We start from the raw sequence: 20,578 nt of genomic DNA, 5'->3' as shown, positions 1-20,578 counted from the left end.
ATAATGTTTGCGCACCTAAATGTTCATAGCGAGTACACTAAATCCGACGGTATTATAAAAATAGGCACATTAATAAAACGGGCAAAAGAGTTACATCAAGGCGCGGTTGCCCTCACAGATACTATGAATCTGTTTGGTTCGGTCCAATTTTGTAAAATTTCTAAAGAACAAGGCATATATCCAATTATTGGTTGTGATTTGATATGTAAAGGTATAAAAGAAAAAACTTTTTGTATTACTGCCCTAGTTATGAATCGTGACGGCTATCAAAATCTTTGCTCGCTACTAACAAATGCTTATACTCGATCTGATAATTTATACAAACAAATACCAATTGAAGACTTACTTGACAATCATTCCGGGTTATTTTTAATTTATAATCCATTAGCAGATCCATTTTCAATAAATATTTCACCACAAGCTATTTATTTAGATATTGACTCTGATGATATTTCAAGAATAACTAGTATTGTTGGCGATAATATGTCTATTGGATTTCCGCCACTTAACGCTTCTTGCTCAACCTATATACATTCTCAATTAGCAAGTCTAGCTAAAATTAATTCACTGCCATTAGTAGCAGTCAATAATGTGCGTTTTATTGATAGAGAAAGTTATTTAACTCATGAAATTAAAGTATGCATACAATCAAGTCAGCGTTTAAATGACTACTTAATCAACCCCTTGTTCAGAGATGAGCAATTTGTGCTTAGTGAAAATGAAGCTACGTTAATATATAAAAAATACCCTGAAGTTTTAAATAATATTTGTAGAGTAATTGCTCGTTGTAACTTCACTATTTATGAAAACACTAATGCACAATTACCTACTGCTGTATCTGTAAAAAAAGATGATATGAAGCAGCAATTAATTAATTTAGCAAATAACGAGTTAGAAAAATATTTAAATAAATATCAGGAACTTGCCATTGAGGACTATCAATCGAGATTGCAATACGAACTCTCGATTATTAATAACTTTGGTTTTGAAGGGTATTTTTTAATTGTACAAGAATTTATTGATTGGGCAAGAAAAAATAACATTATGGTCGGGCCGGGCAGAGGATCGGGTGTCGGTTCATTAGTAGCGTTTTGCCTTAAATTAACTAAAATTGATCCAATAAAGTACAATCTTTTGTTTGAAAGATTTTTAAATCCTGATAGGAAATCGTTACCTGATTTTGATATTGACTTCTGTCAAGAAGATCGAGATAAAGTGATTCAACATTTGTTGGATGTCTATGGAACAGTCCAGACTTCGCAAATTATAACTTTCGGCACTATGGCTGCAAAAGCCGTAATCAGAGATGTCGGTAGGGTTCTTGGTTTATCATATGGATATGTTGATTCAATTGCAAAATTAATACCTAATGAATTGGAAATTACATTAGGTGATGCGAAAAGCAAGAGTGTCGAATTTAATACCTTAATTACTTCTTCAGAAGAAACTAATAAATTATTTGAATACTCTACTCAACTCGAAGGTCAGATAAGAAACATTAGTAAACATGCTGGAGGAGTGGTGATTTCACCGCAACCTATAGTTAATTATACTGCGTTATATAGGGATGAAAAATCTAAATTAACTGTAACTCATCTTGATAAAAATGATCTAGAGTATATTGGTTTAATAAAATTTGATTTATTAGCAATTTCAATGCTTACTACAATTAAGAAAACAATTGTTTCAGTCAGGCAAAGATTGGGTAAAAACATTGAAATTGATGAAATACCATTAGACGACCCTAGGGTCTATGATGAGTTATGTTCAGGAAAAACCTTAGGTGTTTTTCAGTTAGAAGGAAAATCAATAACAACTAAGCTAAAGCAATTACAACCTTCTAAATTTGAAGAAATAATTGCTATTTTAGCCCTATATCGACCTGGCCCTCTTGATGCAGGAATGGTTGATTTATACATTGATAGAAAGCATGGCAGACAAACTGTTACCTATGAACACCCTGCACTAGAGCCTATCTTAAAAACTACTTTTGGTGTTATCGTTTATCAAGAACAGGTATTGCAAATTGCTAAAGTACTCGCCAATTTTACACCTGGCGAATCTGAATTATTACGAAACGCAATTACAAAGAAAAAATCAGAATTACTTGTTCATCTTAAAAATAAGTTCATAAATCAAATTGCATTAACTGTAAATAAAATAGAAATAGCCGAAAGAATTTATCAAGATATAGATAAGTTTACTGGTTATAGTTTTAATAAATCTCATTCTACTGCGTACGCACTCGTTGCGTATCAAGGAGCTTGGTTAAAAACTTATTATCCTATTGATTATCTTGCTTCATACTTAGATAATGAATCTAAAAAAATTGAATCATTTGTTGAGTTGATGCATCAAGATGAAATACAACGATTAACATTTTTACCTCCCTCAGTTAATAAAAGTATAAATGGTTTTGCAATTATAGATAGCACCACTTTGCAATATAGTTTCAAAGCGTTAAAAGGAATGGGGGATTTAGCCGGTGAGGCGATTATAGAGGAAAGAAATAAACATGGCGAGTTTACTTCGTTTACTAATTTTATAAAACGCGTACCTTTGAAAATAGTTAATAAGCGCTCTATCGAGGCGTTAATTCACTCAGGCGCATTTGATGAATTTAATAATAAACGAAAAGCATTATCTGATAAACTATCAGAATATATTCAATATGGAGCAACATCGCAACATCAAATTGCTATAAAACAAAATTCACTCTTTGATACTTCGCTTCAAAATGAACACCTTGAAGAAGGTTTAGAGTTGCAAAACTGTAGTGAGTACTCTCTCCATGAGTTAGCAGAAAATGAAAAAAATACTTTTGGCTATTATTTTAAAACGCATCCCTTACAAGAATACACAATCGTAAAAAATAATTTTAGTTTTATTACTCTAACTCAAATTGATTCACAAAATGACGAACAGGGGTTAAGTGCATTAGTATTGATACTTGATATGCAATCTATTTCCTTCAAAGATAATAAAAAAAACATTCAAAGCACTCAAAAGGGTAAAAATGAAACGAAGCATAAAGTATTTTTATCGATTGAGGATGATACAGGGCGTAGAGAATATAGAGCATCTCTAAATACCTTATTAAATCCAATGTCTGATTATATAAATAAAATAGCTGTTGTCACATTTACAAAAAGTAGCTATGATTTTTATAACAAGCAAAATTATGAATCATCTCTAACTTCTAAAAAAAATGTTAAGAATGTTGAATTATTTGAACATTGGGTTAGGAGGTTGAAATCTATTACATTTATGAGTGAGATTACGAATACTTCTGCTGTTGATCGTATTCAAAAAATTGAATCCTTTCTTTTACCAGTCAGTGAGGGTGCAATGGCAATTAATTTAATATTAGATTTAGGTACTGATATTGTCACAGTTCAATATAAGAAAAAAATTAGGCTAACCCCTATATTACTTTTAGAGCTATGCAATTTCACATTAACCAATGGTTTTAGCTTTGAAAAATGGGAACAGTGACAACTATTCAACAAGTAGGTTCGGTGTTTTTAGAATCTTTGCGCACCATTCAGTCATTGACCAATAATAAATACCAAAACTTTTTATTAATGATTAGTGGTGGAGTGGATTCTACTGTTTTAGTTGATTTATTTTATACCGCTAGTTTAGTTAATCATTCTTTCATAACTTTAATTCATGTTAATCACAATCTTCAAAGTAGCTCTGTGGAATTTGAGAATTATTGTACCGCAATTGCTCGTAAGTATAATTATAAGATTATACTTTGTAAAGGAACTGTGTCAAAAGGATCTTCTCTAGAAAACCAAGCCAGAAGATTGAGGTACAGTTTATGCAGTAATTATTTGGATTCCTCAACAATGCTTGTTACAGCCCATCATTTAGATGATCATTGTGAAACAATTGTGCAGAACTTAATAAGAGGTACTGGTATCAAAGGATTGGTTGGTTTAAGTTTATTTAAATATTCACCATTCCCAATTGCTAGGCCGTTATTATCTCTAGAAAAAAGTACGATCAAGGCATACGCTTTACAACGTTCTTTGTCTTGGATAGATGATCCTATGAATTCTGCTTTGATAAGTAAACGCGTAGCTTTGCGAGAGGAAATTATGCCTCGATTTGAGATTATTTATCCTCAATATAGAAAATCTCTGTTACGCTTAAGCACCATTTGTTCGGAAACCATCAGACATGAAGAACTCAATGCACATCAAGATATTAAAAATGCCACCGTCCTGCTATTTGGAAAATACCCTGTAGTGTCTTTATCGTTGCTATTTAATATGCCTACGGAGCGAAAAAATAACGCTCTTAGATTCTATATCAGACAATTCTGTGGAAATTATCCGACAACTAAGCAGTTTAATTCAGTTAGTCAATTCATAGCAACATCTAAAGATTCTTATGCTGAATTGTTAGTAGCTTCACAAAAGTTAATAAAGTGGAAAGAATATATATTATTTGAAAATCAACGATTCAGCAACACCACGCGTCTTGACATAACACCAGAGCTTTGTAGTGCTTTAATAAAGTGCCAGTTCCCACAGACAACGTACCTGCCGGAAAACTTAATACTAGTCCCAAGAAAGGGTGGTGAAAAAATTACTGATAGTTCTTTGAAAAGAAAATCGGTAAGAAATAAATTTCAACAATTAACCATTCCTCCTTGGGAAAGACAGGAATGTTTATTCTGTTATTTTAATGGAAATGCACTTATTATGATTGTGCATGAAAATTTTACAATGTACGATCAGCAGTGGTTGTTGCTAAATAATTTAATGTTACCATTTAAACCCATAACATTGGTAAAATACTTAAATATATCAACTCATGGCAAAACAGTCAAATAAAATTATTTTTATTACTGGAGGTGTAGTTTCTTCATTAGGAAAAGGCATTTGCACCGCTTCTTTGGGTGCCTTACTTAGCGCTCATGGATTAAAGATATCAATACTTAAAATGGACCCATATTTAAATGTAGACCCAGGTACCATGAGCCCGTTTCAACATGGCGAAGTTTTTGTTACTTCTGATGGAGCTGAAACTGACCTAGACTTAGGTAATTATGAAAGGTTTACAGGTGTGAAAATGTACAGAGAAAATAATCTTACTACTGGTCAAGTGTATTCTACAGTAATCGCTAATGAACGAAGGGGTGATTATTTAGGAGCCACTGTCCAAGTGATACCCCATATAACAGATGAAATAATCAGTAGAATAAAAAAAAATGCTTCTTCAGTTGATGTATTGTTGGTAGAAGTTGGTGGTACTGTTGGGGATATAGAATCGCTACCATTTCTTGAGGCCATTCGACAGATATCTCTAGATCCTGAAATAGGTTTTCAAAATACTTGTTATGTGCATTTAACCTTAGTTCCACATTTGCATGCCGCTGATGAAGTTAAAACTAAACCAACTCAACATTCTTTATCCACTTTGCGCTCCATAGGTATTCAAGCTGATTTTGTCATTTGCAGATCAGAAAAAACCATAGATGACAGTAACTTAAAAAAAATTGCTATGTTTTCTAATCTTAATCCAAGTTCAGTTATTAGTATCGGGTATTATCAAACAATTTATGAGATCCCTTTAGCGCTTCAACAACAAAATTTAAACCGAGCGGTGCTCAATAGATTGAATCTTCCTCAGACTGTATGTAAAATCGACCCATGGATAGATCTTGTGAAACGCACAAAAAAAGTAAAAAACTCAATAGCTACAATTTATTTAATCGGTAAATATATTGATAATGGTTCAGCGTATTTATCATTAATCGAAGCTTTAAAACATGCTGGCTTAGTTACTGAAACAAATGTAAATATTGAGTCCATAGATTCTGAATCAATTACGAATGTAGAAATGTTATCTTTTTTACACAACAAAAAAAATATAGGAATAGTAATACCTGGCGGTTTTGGAATTCGTGGAATTATAGGAAAAAAACTTGCAATTTCGCATGCTAGAATTAATCACATACCTATTTTAGGAATTTGCTTAGGTTTGCAGTTAATGTTAATAGAATCTTTGCAGTCTAATGGTATTATTCCAGACGCAACTAGCACTGAGTTTGATCAGTCAACAACTTCCCCTGTTGTGAGTTTAATTAGCGAATGGAAAACCGAACATGGTATAAAAAAACAAACATTCAATAGTGATAAAGGATCGAGTATGAGATTAGGTTCATATAAGTGCAGATTAAAAAGCGGAAGCAAGATTCATGATATTTATCAACAGGATATTATTTCTGAGCGACATAGACATAGGTACGAAGTAAATCCATTTTATGAAAAAGAAATATCACAGTCGGGATTAATGATAACAGGTAGAGATGTGGATAATAATTTAATTGAAGTCATAGAAAGCGTAAATCATCCTTGGTTTGTTGGCGTGCAATTTCACCCAGAATTTCAATCCAATCCTTTTACTGGAAACGCCATTTTTAATAATTTTATTAAAACAATAGCTCAATCATGAATACTATTCCTTTTATGGTTGAAAAAAAACAATATCCTAATAAAATTGTAAAGGTCGACACTATTAATATTGGTAATTTGTCAAAGATTGTACTTATTGCAGGTCCTTGTGCGATTGAAAGTAAAGATTTGGCAATAGAAACAGCGGGTTATTTACAACAAGTAACTTCTAAGTTGAATATTTCATTTATATATAAATCATCTTTTGATAAAGCTAATCGCTCGTCACATCTCTCTCCTCGTGGTGTGGGAATAGAACATGGTTTATCAATACTTGAAGATGTAAAAAAAACTTTTAATATACCAGTCTTGACTGATGTTCATGAAGATTCTCCACTTGCAGAAGTTGCTTCAGTTGTCGATGTAATTCAAACCCCAGCGTTTCTTTGCAGGCAAACCAACTTTATTACGAGAGTTGCATCATTAGGTAAGCCAGTTAATATAAAAAAAGGTCAATTCATGTCACCTTGGGATATGAAACAAGTGATTTTAAAGATTATTGCAACTAACAACCATGATGTAATGGTATGTGAAAGAGGGGCATCTTTCGGCTATAACAACTTAATCAGCGACCCTCGAAGTATAACTGTCATGAAATCATTTGGATACCCGGTTATTTTTGACGCGACACATTCAGTTCAGCTTCCCGGCGCACAAGGAACTGCTTCTGGTGGGGTTCGTGAATTTGTACCAACACTTGCAAGAGCTGCAGTGGCTAATGGCGTAGCAGGTGTTTTTATTGAAACACATCCCGATCCAGTTTCCGCTTTGAGTGATGGTGCAAATGCCTGGCCAATGTATCAAATAGAAGAATTGCTAAAACAAATAATTGCAATTGACAATGTGATAAAAGATAAACAACACCATGAGTATTATTAATTCAGTCATTGGCTTGGAGATACTCGACTCAAGAGGAAATCCTACAGTAGAAGCTGAAATTCAATTGAAAAGTGGAGCGATAGGAAGAGCCTCAGTACCATCTGGAGCTTCAACTGGAAGCAAAGAGGCGGTTGAGCTTAGAGACACCGGCTCTAAGAGATTTGCAGGTAGAGGTGTTCTTCGAGCAGTATCGCACATTAACACAACTATTGCAAAGGAGATTAATAACAATCAATTTAACTTTCAATCTGAACTTGATACAATGCTTATTCAGCTTGATGGAACTACTAATAAAAATTCACTAGGCGCTAATGCTTTACTTGCCGTTTCACTAGCATTTGCCCGTGCTCAAGCAATGGAACTAGGTTGTGACCTTGCGTTACATGTATCAAAACAAGGTCCAATGAGTATGCCTATGCCTATGTTTAATTTTATTAATGGTGGTGCGCATGCAAATAATAATCTAAGTATTCAAGAATTTATGATAATTCCAGTAGGTGCACAAACTTTTTCTGAAGCGATTCAATGGGGTGCTGAAATTTTTTATGCATTAAAAAAAATTATTAATGATTTGGGTTATTTAACTACAGTTGGCGATGAAGGTGGTTTTGCACCTCCGCTTAGATCGAATCAAGAAGCGTTAAGCATACTTTGCCAAGCAGTAGAATTAGCAGGGTATTCATTAAAAAATCAAATAGCTTTTGCTTTGGACTGTGCAAGCACCGAATATTATAATGAGAATGAAAAAACCTATCAAATTGATCCTAACACACAGATTTCATCCGAACAACATGTTGACTATCTTTCAGAACTTTGTAATTTATATCCTATAATTAGTATAGAAGATGGTATGAGTGAACTAGATATTTTTGGTTGGAAACTACTTACATCGAGATTAGGTAGCACTACTCAACTTGTCGGAGATGATTTGTTTGTAACTAATGAAAAAATATTTCAGGAGGGAATTAATCAAAAGCTTGCAAATGCTATTCTTATTAAAGTAAATCAAATTGGGACATTAACTGAGACGCTTAACACAATCGCACTGGCTAAAAAAAATTCGTATAAAACAATCATATCTCATAGAAGTGGTGAAACAGAAGATACTTTTATCAGTGATTTAGCAGTTGGGATTGATGCTAAACAAATAAAAACTGGCTCACTTTCACGAACCGATCGAACCGCTAAGTATAATCAGTTATTAAGACTCGAGCGTAGATATAAAATTTCATTAGCCAATGATTTTAAGTAAACTAAAATTAGGGTATCGTGCATTGTTACAAGTAGCAACATCCCAAGTCTTCATCTTCTGGCTGTTAGTTTTGATTACTGTTGCTAATGTGTACCATATCACCTTAGGAAAAAAAGGTATTTTGTATACTGCAGTAGTAAAGAAAGAAATAGCGTCAATTGAACATACGATTTTGTCGTTACAAGATGAAATAAAAAAATTAAAAAATGAAATATATGCAATTCAATCCAAAAATAATCTTGATTTAAGATATGAAGATTACGCCAGAAGAAATTTAGGTATGGTGAAAAAAAATGAGCTTTTTATTCAGCTTTACAATCTCGATGAGCAACCAACTTCTAGACGCCCCTAACTGGGTGGTTATTCCAGCCTCTGGAATCGGGCAGCGTTTTTTAGCCAAGCAACCAAAACAGTATGTTGTTATTCACGATAAGGAAATTATTACACACACCATCCATTCATTAAACGAAATCTTTAGGCCAAGCAAAATTATTATTCCAATTTCTAAATTAGATAATAATTTCAGTAAGATAAAAAATATCCCTCCAAATGTCCACACTATAAATGGAGGTGTAACCAGACAGGATTCAGTTATGAATTCGCTTGAATATTTAAAGAATTTTGCTAAACCAAATGAATGGGTAATCGTCCATGATGCTGTACGACCTGTATTTTCTTGGGATCTTCGAGAAGAGCTCATTAAGATTGAAAACCATCCGTATGGTGGTCATTTTGCTATACCGATTACAGACGCTCTGAAAAAAATAGACTTAGATGGGGCGATTGTTCCAGTTAATCGAAGTGAATTTTATCTATCACAAACACCTCAAGTATTTAGATTTGAGCATTTATACCATTCACTTTCTTTAGCCTGCAGTCATAAGTTGGTTTTTGATGATGAAGTCTCCGCTATTCATTATGCAGGGTATCATTCAGTGCTTTTAACTGGTAGTGTTAAAAATATAAAGATAACATATCAACATGATATAACTATCGCTTCATTATACCTATGCGTGTAGGCCAAGGGTTTGATATTCATAGACTAGCCCCCAACCACCGTTTAGTTATTGGGGGCGTGTTTATAGATTCTGAGCTTGGTTGTGTTGCTCATTCTGATGGTGATGTTTTAATCCACGCAATTTGCGACGCACTGTATGGAGCAATGGGTGAAGAGGATATAGGATCGCATTTTCCAGATTCAGATATTAAATATAAGAATATGCCAAGTGAAGTTTTTCTTTTAAGTGCCACTCAATTGCTTAAAGAGAAAGGGTATACAATTTTAAATCTTGACACTACCATTATTATTGAAAAGCCTTCCCTTAAGCAATACAAAACCCCTATCAAAAATAATCTAGCAACAATTTTAAAAATCCATCAATCGTTAATTAGCATTAAAGCAAAAACTGCTGAAACGCTTGGACTAATTGGAAACAATCAAGCTGTCTGCGCGTTTGCGACATTGTTAATAAAAGATGCTGACTAATTTTCTCATTGTTGGTGTTCAAGGCTACAATCTAAGTCAAGTGGAAAAGAATATGTTGTCCCATCCTTCTGTGCTAGGGGTTATCCTTTTTTCGAGAAATTATAAAAACCCAGAACAATTAAAACAATTGACTTGTGAAATACATTTATTGCGTGCAAACTCACCCCTAGCTATATTTGTAGACCAAGAAGGAGGGCGTGTCCAGAGATTTAAAGACGAGTTTATCATTATTCCCCCAATGGAATTTTTGGTAAAATCTATTTCCACCTCGAGCCCATCGATAAGAGATTGTGCTTGGTGTATTTCTACCCAGTTAAGATATTATGGAATAGATGCTAATTTTGCTCCTGTGCTTGATTTACAACATAGCCGTTCGGTGATTATAGGCGATCGTGCTTTTTCTCGTGATCCTTTTATTGCCGGATCAAGCGCGCTTGAGTATATGCAAGGGATGATGCAGGCCGGTATGCCTGCTACCGGTAAACATTTTCCAGGCCATGGCTATGTAATTCCTGATTCTCACAATACACTTCCTGTCGATGAACGATTTTTACATCAAATCTATGCCGATCTACTACCATTTCAATTGGTCATTGCGAATCAGCTACCAATGATCATGACTGCTCATATCGTTTTTGATAAAATTGACTCATTACCAGTTACTCTCTCTCCTTGGTGGCTGTCATATTTTTTAAGAATAATCTGTTCATACCAAGGTGTGATAGTGAGCGATGATTTGGAGATGAATGCATTGGAAGGGTTTGGCACCATTGGTGATCGCATCAATCTAGCATTACAAGCAGGTTGTGATTGGCTTCTTGTATGCAACTCACAACCAACAATTGAATTAGCTATCCAGTTTTCTTCAACGCTGAAACCAAATCATAAACAGGAAAAAATGTTTCAATTCAAAGCAGCACTCGATCAATCAGAAATAAAAACTGATAGATTCTTAAAGACCAAAAAATTTATTTCTTCTGTTTCCGAGCAATACTCTTTTCGCTAATTATTTTATAAAGTATCCCGAATCTTGGATGGTCAAGATAATATAAATTGTCACTAGATATTTTCCTCGTTTCCTGGATATTGTAGATTTTCAGTCCTTGATCGGTAATTTTGCTAAACTGAAAGTTGTTAAACGCATGAAAATATTTACCCGATACCAACTCTACTGTGCCATGCAACTCATGGAGTTGATTTTTCTCAGAAACCAGTAAGCATTCTGAATTATCTGGAATAGGTCTATTTTCACCACCCATCGTCATACCGCTTGATATTTTTACAAGTTCAGTAGTTTCTGTTCCAAGCATTGTTACCTGCCATTGAAATTGGTCAATTAATCTGTACTGAGTGTTTTTTTGCAAGTTAATCAATGAATGGTTAAAGTCATTGAAAAAGAGCTCTATTTCAGGGCCAAATTCTTGGTTAATTTCCACATTCACATTAAGTGGAGCAGGGTTTGTGTCTGTCGTTTGATTTTGTGGTATTTGATTTTGTGGTAACTGTTGGCTACTTTCACAATAATGCAATTCATTTTCTTCAATGTCTCTATAGTCAAGATTACCTACATTTTCAAAAACTACATATTTACCATAAAATGTACTTTCTAGTTGGTTGGTATCAGCCGCCATGCATGGAATTGAGATTATGGCGAGGGTGAAAAAAAAGTAAAAATATTTTTTCATTTGTGTACAATTTACTATATAATATTCATAATTTTTGAGAGGGAATTTAAAATGGTATATCATATGAAAAATATTATAATGTTTTTGATGATTGGTTTTATAACTCAGTTATCATTTGCAAGTGAAGTTAAAAATGCAACTAACTCAATTGAAGAGGTTGTAGTTACAGCACTTGGAAGAGAAGTTTCACTACAAGGTGCGCCTGCTTCAGTACAGGTATTCACCCAATCAAAAATACAAGATAGTGGTATTCAAAAAGTAGGTGATTTTATTTCACTTTCTCCCGGTGTGTCCTTAGTTCATACTGCCGAAATCCAAGACACCCAAGTATCCATCAGAGGGCTTAATGGGGCTAGAGACTCTGAATCAAATTTTGCATTAGTAGTTGACGGGGTTTTGTTAACTAATCCGGGTGCGTTTAATCGTGAGTTAATCGATTTACAACAAATTGAAGTTTTAAAAGGACCTCAAGGTGCTCTATATGGTAGAAATGCAATTGCTGGGGCGATTATTATAAATACCGCAAAGCCTGACCCTTCAGGATATCAAGGTTCAACTAAAATAACTTTTGGTAATAATAACTCACTACTGCTCCAACAGGTTATTAACACACCATTCAGCGATGATTTCGCTGCTAAATTTGCTTTTAGTAGTAGAAAAACTGATGGTTTTTATAAAAATACCTATTTAAATAAAAAAGTTATTGATAATCTTAATGACGATAATTTCCTAGCAAGATTTACAGGAGTCATTTCAAGCGACACTACTGCAGATTTTAAAATTGGATTTGGTAAAGCCACTGGCCCAGCTATTAGTTTTAATGCTTCTGTACAATTACCCCAAGCATCTGCCTTTTACTCTTCAATAGGGAGTCCCGCAGCTCCTTTTTTATATGAAGATGTAAATTTACATAATTTTGATTATCAATCCAATATAGAATCTAAAAACAATTCTGACAATTTTAATTTTTCAATGAAATTTGATGTGGATACAGGAAATAATGAATCGTTTGTCTTCATGTTAGCATTTAACGATCAAAAAAATAAACTTTTAGCTGATGGTGCAAGTGCTGCGTTTTCTACTTACTTTGGCACTACTTCATGTCAGGACACTTCAGGTCAGGTTAATAGTGGTTTATTACCTTCGTTCCCTTTACCTTTTGGTACGGCTTCCACCTATCCTAATGTAGGTTTTTACCCCCCATATTCTGTAACTACTTGTGATGGATACCAATATCAACAAAGAGACCAACGAGATATAACATTAGACTTACGATATAAGTCTGATCCTTCACTTGATACATTATGGACGGTCGGAATGTCTATATATCAAATTAACCGCCATGTTATAGTTGCTCAAGGAGAGGACTTTGGCACTGGAGTACCATTCGAAGGGTTTAGCCCACAAACTGATTTGCTCTTTAATGATAAGTATAAAAGTGATGTTCTTGCCTTTTACACTTCATTGAATTTTAAAGTAGATACCACATTTGATATTTTAATGGATTTAAGATACGACCAAGAAAAAAGATCAGCAACAAATAATGTATCTCCTAGTTTTAATACAGGTTTAAATCCACAGGGACATGGTTTCCTGAATCCAGGATTAACTGTCATCAATACAGGTATTACTAATTCAGCTAATTATAAGTCAATACCATCAAAAAGTAAAACGTTTGAACAATTCCAACCAAAAATTGGCTTTAGTGTTCACCCAAAAGACAACGTTAATTTTTATGGTAATATTGGAGTAGGTTTTAGAAGTGGTGGTTTTAATTCACTAGGAACTGAAGCTACAATCAATCAATATTATTGTCCCGCAGGTAAAACTCCTTCGCCAACCCTTCCTATAACTATGGGTGGAGCTTCTCCTTGTTTTACTGGTTATGGAGTTTTTAACATACCTGGAATCCAACTAAAAATATTTAATGTTAAAGATGAGTATAAAAAAGAAGTTTCTACTTCTGGTGAACTGGGTTTAAAACTTTTTCTAAATAACGGTGATGTTACTTTGGACATATCTACATACAAAACTATAGTAGACAATCTCCAGTTCTTTAACTTCTTGGTTGGGCCTTATGGATTATTGCGTGTAATCACTAATATTGATCAGGCAAGTATTAATGGATTTGAATTTGCTGGTGAGTTTAAAGTTGGCTCAGGGATAATGTTAAATTTAGCATATTCTAGAATTAAATCAAAAATAGACAAAAACACTAATCGTCCTTACACTGAGGGAAATCTCGTGCCTTTTGCCCCTGTACAGTCCTATACTTTAGGTGTTCAGTATAAAGATTATATTACTAAAGGAGTTAAAATTATAATCAAAGGTGATTATAATTTTACCGGCGATACCTGGTTTGGCGAAGTACAAGAAAACAATAGAAATGATGAAATCCCAAATCAATTTACTCAGTATGGTTTTGGTTTTAGTGGTATGGAAAAAACAAAACGAGACGGTTTTGGTTTAGTAAACGCTCGTATTGGCTTTGAGTGGGATAGCGGTTTTGCAGTTACTCTTTGGGCAGACAATCTATTGAATACCCAATATTTAGCGGAAATTATCCCAGCCCCTGAATTTGGTGGATCTTTTATACATCAAGGCTCATCTAGATCTGTAGGGTTAGAAATATCAGCTAAATATTAATAAGTAATTAAAAAAAATAAAGAGAATTTAAAAAAACGGAGCCAATAATGATTAGAATAATATCTGGATTAATTTTTGTACTAACTTTTTCTACTGCAATTGCAGAGCCAATTGTTGAAGAAATTATTGTAACAGGTCTGAGAAATACTAGCACTTTAGAGCAGACTTCTGCTAGTGTAACTGTTTTTTCTAAGTCACAGATTCGTGACGCTTCAATTAATAGAAATACAGATTTTCTATCCCTAACTTCAGGTGTAAATCTAGTTCAAGGCGCAACAATTACCGATAGTCAGCTAAGTATAAGAGGGTTATATAATGCACGTCTGACAGACTCTAATGTGGCAATAATTAAAAACGGCATTTTAATCCCTAATCCAGGTGCTTTAAATCGTGAGTTAATTGACATTGAATCAATTGAAGTGATAAAAGGAGCTCAAAGCGCTTTATATGGTAGAAACGCTATTGCTGGTGCAATAATAATAAATACAGTTAAACCAACAGCTGATGCCTTTGGTGGTACATCAAGATACTCTTTTGCAAATAACAATGCTAGATTACTTCAGCAAACTATTAATGTTCCATTAACTAAAAATTTTGCAGTTAAATTTACTTATGGACTAACAAAAACTGATGGATTTTATTCTAGCCAGTATTTTAAACAAAAAAATGTAGATGATTTTAACGAAAAAGATTTGTCATTAAGATTTTTTGGAAAAGTTGCTTCTAACATAACTTTAGATTTAAATTACGAAGCAAATGAAGCCAACTCAGGTGCTGTAAACTTTAACTCAATACCTGCTGGTTTTTCTGTTGGAAATTGTAGTGTAAATAACCCAACCTGTGTAATTACTACCAATGTTAATTCAGTAAATTATCGTTATCTTAATAATATAAAAAATATAAATAACTCAAAAAATAATAATTTTTCGGCAAAATTAGATTTTGATTATGGAAATGATAATTCACTCACAATTCTACTCTCAAATAACAAACAAGACACATCTCTTATAGGTGATGGCACAAACGGACAAGCAACTTTTACAGCCGCAAATTATGCGTTTAATAGTGTGAAATCTTTAATAATAAATGGCACAAATGGTACAAATGGTTTTGCGGCAAACTTATTTTCTAATCAGAACCTTAAAAATTTGCTAGCTCCAGGAGTACTGTTTGCAGACATTAGTGCGGCGGCTGCATTTCTTAATCAGAGTATTATTGATCAACAAGCGCTTCGTTCCACACCTGGTTTAAATATTAACACTTTAGTTCTTGAAAATTTGTATTCTGCTTTCGGTTCAAATGGTCAAGCAAATTATGCTAAATGTCTCCAGTCATCTCTAGTAAGCTCACGGTCATTAAATCCTGAACAACCTTACAATTATTATAATAATTATCCCTCTTATGGATCTACTTCATGTGATGGCTATCAATATCAAAAAAGAACACAAAATGATTTAAATTTTGAATTACGATATTCATCTAATCCAAAACAGGACATTGCTTGGGTAGCTGGTTTTTCTTTACATAACATCACTAATGATGCTGTTGCTTCTATAGGCCAAGATTTGGGATTATCAATAATTGCCAGAGAACTAAATTTAAAAACTTCTACCAGTCCAACAGAAGTTTTGTATTCTGACACTTATAACAACAAAGTTGCTGCTGTTTTTGGTTCATTAAATTTGAATGTTACTGAAAATTTTAATATTTCATTTGATGCTAGATTTGATCACGAAGATAAAACTGTTCAAAATAATGTTCCAACGACTAGCGAACCTCATCCAGATTATATTAGCAATCCAGATATTACTAAATCACAATCTGAAACCATTACTTGTCTTACGAACTTTGCTACTAACCCTTTAATTAATCCTCCTTGCGGTATTAAATATTTAAATATTTTATATAATTTTAACGGCGGTAAGAAAGTCGCTGATGTAAATAAATCTTTCCAACAACTTCAACCTAAATTAGCTTTAAGCTATAGACCTGAAGGTTCTGGTTTTAATTTTTACACAAGCTACAGTGCTGGTTTTAGAAGTGGTGGATTTAACTTTACTGGTTTAAAGAATACAATTGATTATTATTATTGTCCTAGTGTAACAACGCTGGTTACACAATTCCGACCATGCAATACAGTCTATGATTCTAATTTGAACCCACTAATCTCAATTGATCCATCTAAATTTTCTTTACAAGTTTATAATGTCAAAGACGAATATAAAAAAGAGACTTCAAATACATTTGAATTGGGATTCAAACAAACTCTTGATAATAATGGTGGCTTCATAGATTTTTCTATCTATAATAATAATGTAAAAAATTTACAAACTTTTAGTTATTTTGCAGGAGCATTTGGTTTATTGTATGGAATTACAAATATTGATGAAGCATCAATTTCTGGTCTTGAGTTTTCTTCATCATTTGTCGCAACAGAAAGCTTTACACTTGGATTTGGTTTTTCAAAAATTGATTCAAAAATTGAAAAAAATAAAAATCGACCTTATACAGTAGGTAATACTGTTCCATTTTCACCAGATTCAAATGCTAATTTATTTTTACAATATAAGGGACAAGTCTCCAACAAATTAGTTCTATTATTTAGAATTGATTACTCTTATACTGGTACCACTTGGTTTAGCGAAGTACAAGGTGAATCAGTTAATAATATTTACACAAAATATACTGGTTTGTGTTATTCCTCAGCTGATTTGGCAAATTTAGGTCTAGGTATGCAAGTTAATCCATCTAATTGTAATCAAGTGAGCGGTCTTCCAAACGCTAAATCTGATTTACGAAAAACTAAAAGAGATCCATTTGGCATTATTAATCTACGATTAGATTTAATTTCAGATGACTCACTAAGGTTTGGTATTTGGGGTAAAAATATAGAAAATATTAGATATCCTGTTGAAGTCATTGCCGCTCCTGAAGCTGGACAAGCATTTGTGTTGCAGTCTGGTGGTGTTAGTTATGGTTTTGAAATATCAGCTAAATACTGATAGTATTAACATTAAAGTAATTTTATAATTTCAACAAAAAAGTTATAGTGATTTATTGCTGTAATTAATGGTTGATGGTTGAACGAAACCGAACCATTCTGATGAAATGTAACAGTAAATTGGGCTATATTTTTTGAAGCTAAGTCTATTAATTTACTATGTATTGATGCTGAGTTATTAAAGGTTATGTTAATTGATTTTTTTGACCATTGAATAGTTTCAATATTATTTGCGTTTGCTAATAGTTTAATTTTTGCAATTAAAATTAAGTTTTCAAATTGTTTGGGTGGGTCTCCGTACTCTTTTACTATATTTTTATAAATTATATTTATTTCATCTTCTTTAGTGCATCTAGATATTTGCCTGTATATTTGTAATCTATAGGCTGGATTTATGCAATAACTTTCAGGTATAAAAGCTGGTTCATGAAACTGTATTGTAGTGTTTAAATCAACCGGAGTGCGATTTTCTTTTAAATCATGCATTGCTTTTGAAAGTATTTCTAGATATAGCTCTGTGCCTAGGGTAAGTAAATTGCCCGATTGTTTTTTACCTAATATTTCACCAGCACCTCTTTTTTCTAAATCTTGTAGCGAAAGATGAAATCCTGCACCATTAAAGTGAGTGTTTTTTATATCCTCTAATTCTTTTAAACCTTCTTTGGTATCACTTATGAATATTGCTATTGCTTGTTGGTAGGATCGTCCCACTCTACCTCTTAATTGGTGTAATTGAACTGGACTTAAATTATTTGCCATAGTGACAATTAATGTGTTTGCGTTTGGAAAGTCAATTCCGCTCTCAATTATAGTTGTGGTTATTAATATATCAAACTCTTTATTGGCAAATTGTTGCATCACTGTTTCAAGCACTTCTGATTTCATTCGACCATGCGCAATAGCAATTTTATTTTCTGGAAATAATTCAACTATACGATCATACATTGTGTCTATGGTACTAATCTTATTGTGCACTATAAATATTTGCCCACCTCTCTGTAGTTCTCGTTCTATAGCTTCTTTTATAAATCCTTTATCATATAACATACAATAAGTAATTACAGGTTTTCGTGATGGGGGAGGTGTTGATATTAATGACAAGTCTTTTAAACCTGTTATTCCTAAATTTAATGTTCTAGGTATTGGAGTAGCGCTCATTGTTAGTAAATCTAATTGAGGGTGTATTTCTAATAATTTTGTTTTATGCTCAACACCAAATTTATGCTCTTCATCAATAACAAGCAGGGAAGGTTTATTTGGAGTGATGGCACTATTTAATACACGGTGTGTTCCAACAATTATTGATGGTGAAGTGTTTTTAATCTTATCTAAAATACTTATAGTTAACTTATTTTGCGCAAAACGACTCAAGTGAAAAATTTCAACTGTAGTATTTATAAATCTTTTTTTAATTGTTTCAGCATGTTGTTCTGCCAATAATGATGTAGGAGCTATCCATATTGCGCTATACCCACTTGATACTGCTAAAAATGTTGCACGGAGTGCTATTTCTGTTTTCCCATACCCCACATCTCCACAAATTATTCTATCCATTGTAGATTGAGACATCATATCTTTATAAGTGATATGTATTGCATTGCTTTGATCTTCAGTCTCTTGATAATTAAATAAACTTAAAAAATTGTTATATGCATGTGGATCAAGTTTATACTTTTGAGGTTTGCTATTTAATTTTCGTCTAGATTGTTGTTCTAGGATAATTGCTACATAATCAATAGTTTCTTTAGTGATTTTATTATAAGTTTGTTTGAACGAAGATCCATGTAACACTCCAAGCACTGGTGGGTTTACTTGGTTACCTGGTGCGTAAAAACTGATTTGTGAATACTCATGAGTTGGAAGGTATAACGATGTTTGGTTTGAAAACTCTATTGCAATAAACTCTTGTGTATCAACATCATCAAAGGCCATTGTTACTAGCCCTCTATAAATTCCAATCCCATGCCTTTTATGTATTATGAAATCATTTATTTTAAGTTGTGGCAAGCTGTGAAGTATTGCATCAGCGGATATCTCATCATTATTATTTATTGAATCAAAGGGATTGCTTAAATTAATATAGATATAATTTATTTCTTCATCGTAAAAAGACTCAATGTTTCGTAGGGATGTAAATCGAATACTTTCTTCCCAACCTAGTTTATTTAGAGTATCACTAATAGTTTTATGTAGTTTAATATCTGTTGTGTTACAGGTAACATTGGGTTTGGTTTTAAGTAAGGAATAAGATATTAAAATATCTTTTAGTTGATTTACTTCTATCGTTAACGGTAAATTTATTTCTGATTCGTTCTCATAACTAGGGTTACCTATTTGTTGTATGCAATTAGTTGGAGTGACGTACCTCACTTCAGGTTTTAGTGGTTTTTTTGGATATAAATGTGATGATTGAGAATAACAATTATTGATAAAACTAAATCGTTGATCTAATTTACTTTGCCAATCAGGGTGTACACACCAAAGTGCATTTTCATTTAAGTAGTCAAAAATAGTTGTAGTGTTTTCAAAAAATAGTGGAAAATAGTGATCTAAGGAGTCATGATACTTATTTGATATAACTGACATATAAAAATCATCTTTTACTAAGTTCCCTTCAAAATTATTACGATAATTATTTTTAAAAATATTAATAGTTGTGCTATTAATTTGATGCCAACTATTATTTGCTAGAATAATGTGACCATCATGTTCTTTTATTATGTTGTTATTGGCATCTAATTGATATATGTGTTCCACAACAATGTCTTGTAAAATAATTCTAAATCCAATACTGTAACCAAATGGATATAGTTCAATTATCATTCCCAATAATGAGTATTCTCCTTGAAACTTAACTGATGTTTTGGTTCTGGAGTATCCGATGGAATGTAAAAATTCACATAACCCTTCACAATCTAAGGTTTGTCCTTTTTGTATTTTTTTATATTGAACAGTCATGTATTGTTTTGGTGGAAACCGTTCCAATACTGCAGCAATTGTTGTAACAATAACTTGAGTTTGTTTTAATTCAATTAATGTATTTGCTGTGTTGATTAAATGTTCTGGTGAAGGGGCAACTCGATCATATGGTAAACAATCCCATTCTGTAATTAATCAACACAGCAAATACATTAATTGAATTAAAACAAACTCAAGTTA

General features: G+C 32.9%; 13 protein-coding genes. 11 read left to right on the top strand and 2 right to left on the bottom strand.

What is annotated here, in order from left to right; genetic code table 11:
* The first annotated feature begins 3 nt into the window (after positions 1 to 3).
* Genes dnaE through nagZ form a run of 9 tightly spaced genes read left to right on the top strand, consistent with a single transcriptional unit; the run spans position 4 to position 11,093 of the window.
* Complete coding sequence (gene dnaE / locus QM538_01720) at positions 4 to 3,495, top strand: DNA polymerase III subunit alpha (protein ID MDI9347207.1); 3,492 nt, start codon at positions 4 to 6, stop codon at positions 3,493 to 3,495.
* Positions 3,492 to 4,847, top strand: a complete 1,356-nt coding sequence (tilS, locus tag QM538_01715; GenBank protein ID MDI9347206.1) for a tRNA lysidine(34) synthetase TilS — start codon at positions 3,492 to 3,494, stop codon at positions 4,845 to 4,847. Before dnaE ends, tilS begins: the two co-directional genes overlap by 4 nt.
* A complete protein-coding gene (locus QM538_01710; GenBank protein MDI9347205.1) occupies positions 4,828 to 6,471 on the top strand; it encodes a CTP synthase in 1,644 nt (547 codons plus the stop codon). The genes tilS and QM538_01710 overlap by 20 nt, the downstream gene beginning before the upstream one ends.
* Complete coding sequence (gene kdsA, locus QM538_01705) at positions 6,468 to 7,349, top strand: 3-deoxy-8-phosphooctulonate synthase (protein MDI9347204.1); 882 nt, start codon at positions 6,468 to 6,470, stop codon at positions 7,347 to 7,349. The genes QM538_01710 and kdsA overlap by 4 nt, the downstream gene beginning before the upstream one ends.
* A complete protein-coding gene (gene eno / locus QM538_01700) occupies positions 7,336 to 8,601 on the top strand; it encodes a phosphopyruvate hydratase (GenBank protein MDI9347203.1) in 1,266 nt (421 codons plus the stop codon). Before kdsA ends, eno begins: the two co-directional genes overlap by 14 nt.
* On the top strand, positions 8,588 to 8,953 hold the full coding sequence (locus QM538_01695; GenBank protein MDI9347202.1) for a septum formation initiator family protein: 366 nt from the start codon (positions 8,588 to 8,590) through the stop codon (positions 8,951 to 8,953). The genes eno and QM538_01695 overlap by 14 nt, the downstream gene beginning before the upstream one ends.
* Positions 8,925 to 9,620 carry a 2-C-methyl-D-erythritol 4-phosphate cytidylyltransferase gene (locus tag QM538_01690; protein ID MDI9347201.1) on the top strand — a complete coding sequence of 232 codons (696 nt, stop codon included), beginning with the start codon at positions 8,925 to 8,927 and terminating at the stop codon, positions 9,618 to 9,620. Before QM538_01695 ends, QM538_01690 begins: the two co-directional genes overlap by 29 nt.
* Entirely contained in the window at positions 9,611 to 10,087 is a 477-nt protein-coding gene (gene ispF / locus QM538_01685; GenBank protein MDI9347200.1) for a 2-C-methyl-D-erythritol 2,4-cyclodiphosphate synthase, read from the top strand. Before QM538_01690 ends, ispF begins: the two co-directional genes overlap by 10 nt.
* Positions 10,077 to 11,093, top strand: coding sequence for a beta-N-acetylhexosaminidase (gene nagZ, locus QM538_01680; GenBank protein ID MDI9347199.1), 1,017 nt, complete (start codon positions 10,077 to 10,079; stop codon positions 11,091 to 11,093). The genes ispF and nagZ overlap by 11 nt, the downstream gene beginning before the upstream one ends.
* Here nagZ and QM538_01675 read toward each other — a convergent pair.
* Positions 11,056 to 11,772, bottom strand: a complete 717-nt coding sequence (locus QM538_01675) for a CsiV family protein (GenBank protein ID MDI9347198.1) — start codon at positions 11,770 to 11,772, stop codon at positions 11,056 to 11,058. The two genes, nagZ and QM538_01675, sit on opposite strands and share 38 nt — an antisense overlap.
* Positions 11,773 to 11,835: 63 nt before the next feature.
* Here QM538_01675 and QM538_01670 point away from each other — a divergent pair, with 63 nt between their 5' ends.
* Positions 11,836 to 14,418: a TonB-dependent receptor gene (locus QM538_01670; GenBank protein MDI9347197.1), complete on the top strand. Its 2,583-nt coding sequence runs from the start codon at positions 11,836 to 11,838 to the stop codon at positions 14,416 to 14,418.
* Positions 14,419 to 14,465: 47 nt separating this feature from the next.
* Positions 14,466 to 17,420, top strand: a complete 2,955-nt coding sequence (locus QM538_01665) for a TonB-dependent receptor (protein ID MDI9347196.1) — start codon at positions 14,466 to 14,468, stop codon at positions 17,418 to 17,420.
* An 11-nt stretch (positions 17,421 to 17,431) separates the two neighbouring features.
* Here QM538_01665 and QM538_01660 read toward each other — a convergent pair whose 3' ends face one another.
* Positions 17,432 to 20,404, bottom strand: a complete 2,973-nt coding sequence (locus QM538_01660) for a helicase-related protein (protein ID MDI9347195.1) — start codon at positions 20,402 to 20,404, stop codon at positions 17,432 to 17,434.
* Between the last annotated feature and the right edge of the window lie 174 nt (positions 20,405 to 20,578).

Source organism: Candidatus Methylacidiphilales bacterium, assembly GCA_030054035.1.
Classification (GTDB): Bacteria; Pseudomonadota; Gammaproteobacteria; order JASGCS01; family JASGCS01; genus JASGCS01.
The sequence above is the reverse complement of the archived record's forward strand: the minus strand, read 5'-3'. Positions and strand labels throughout refer to the sequence as shown.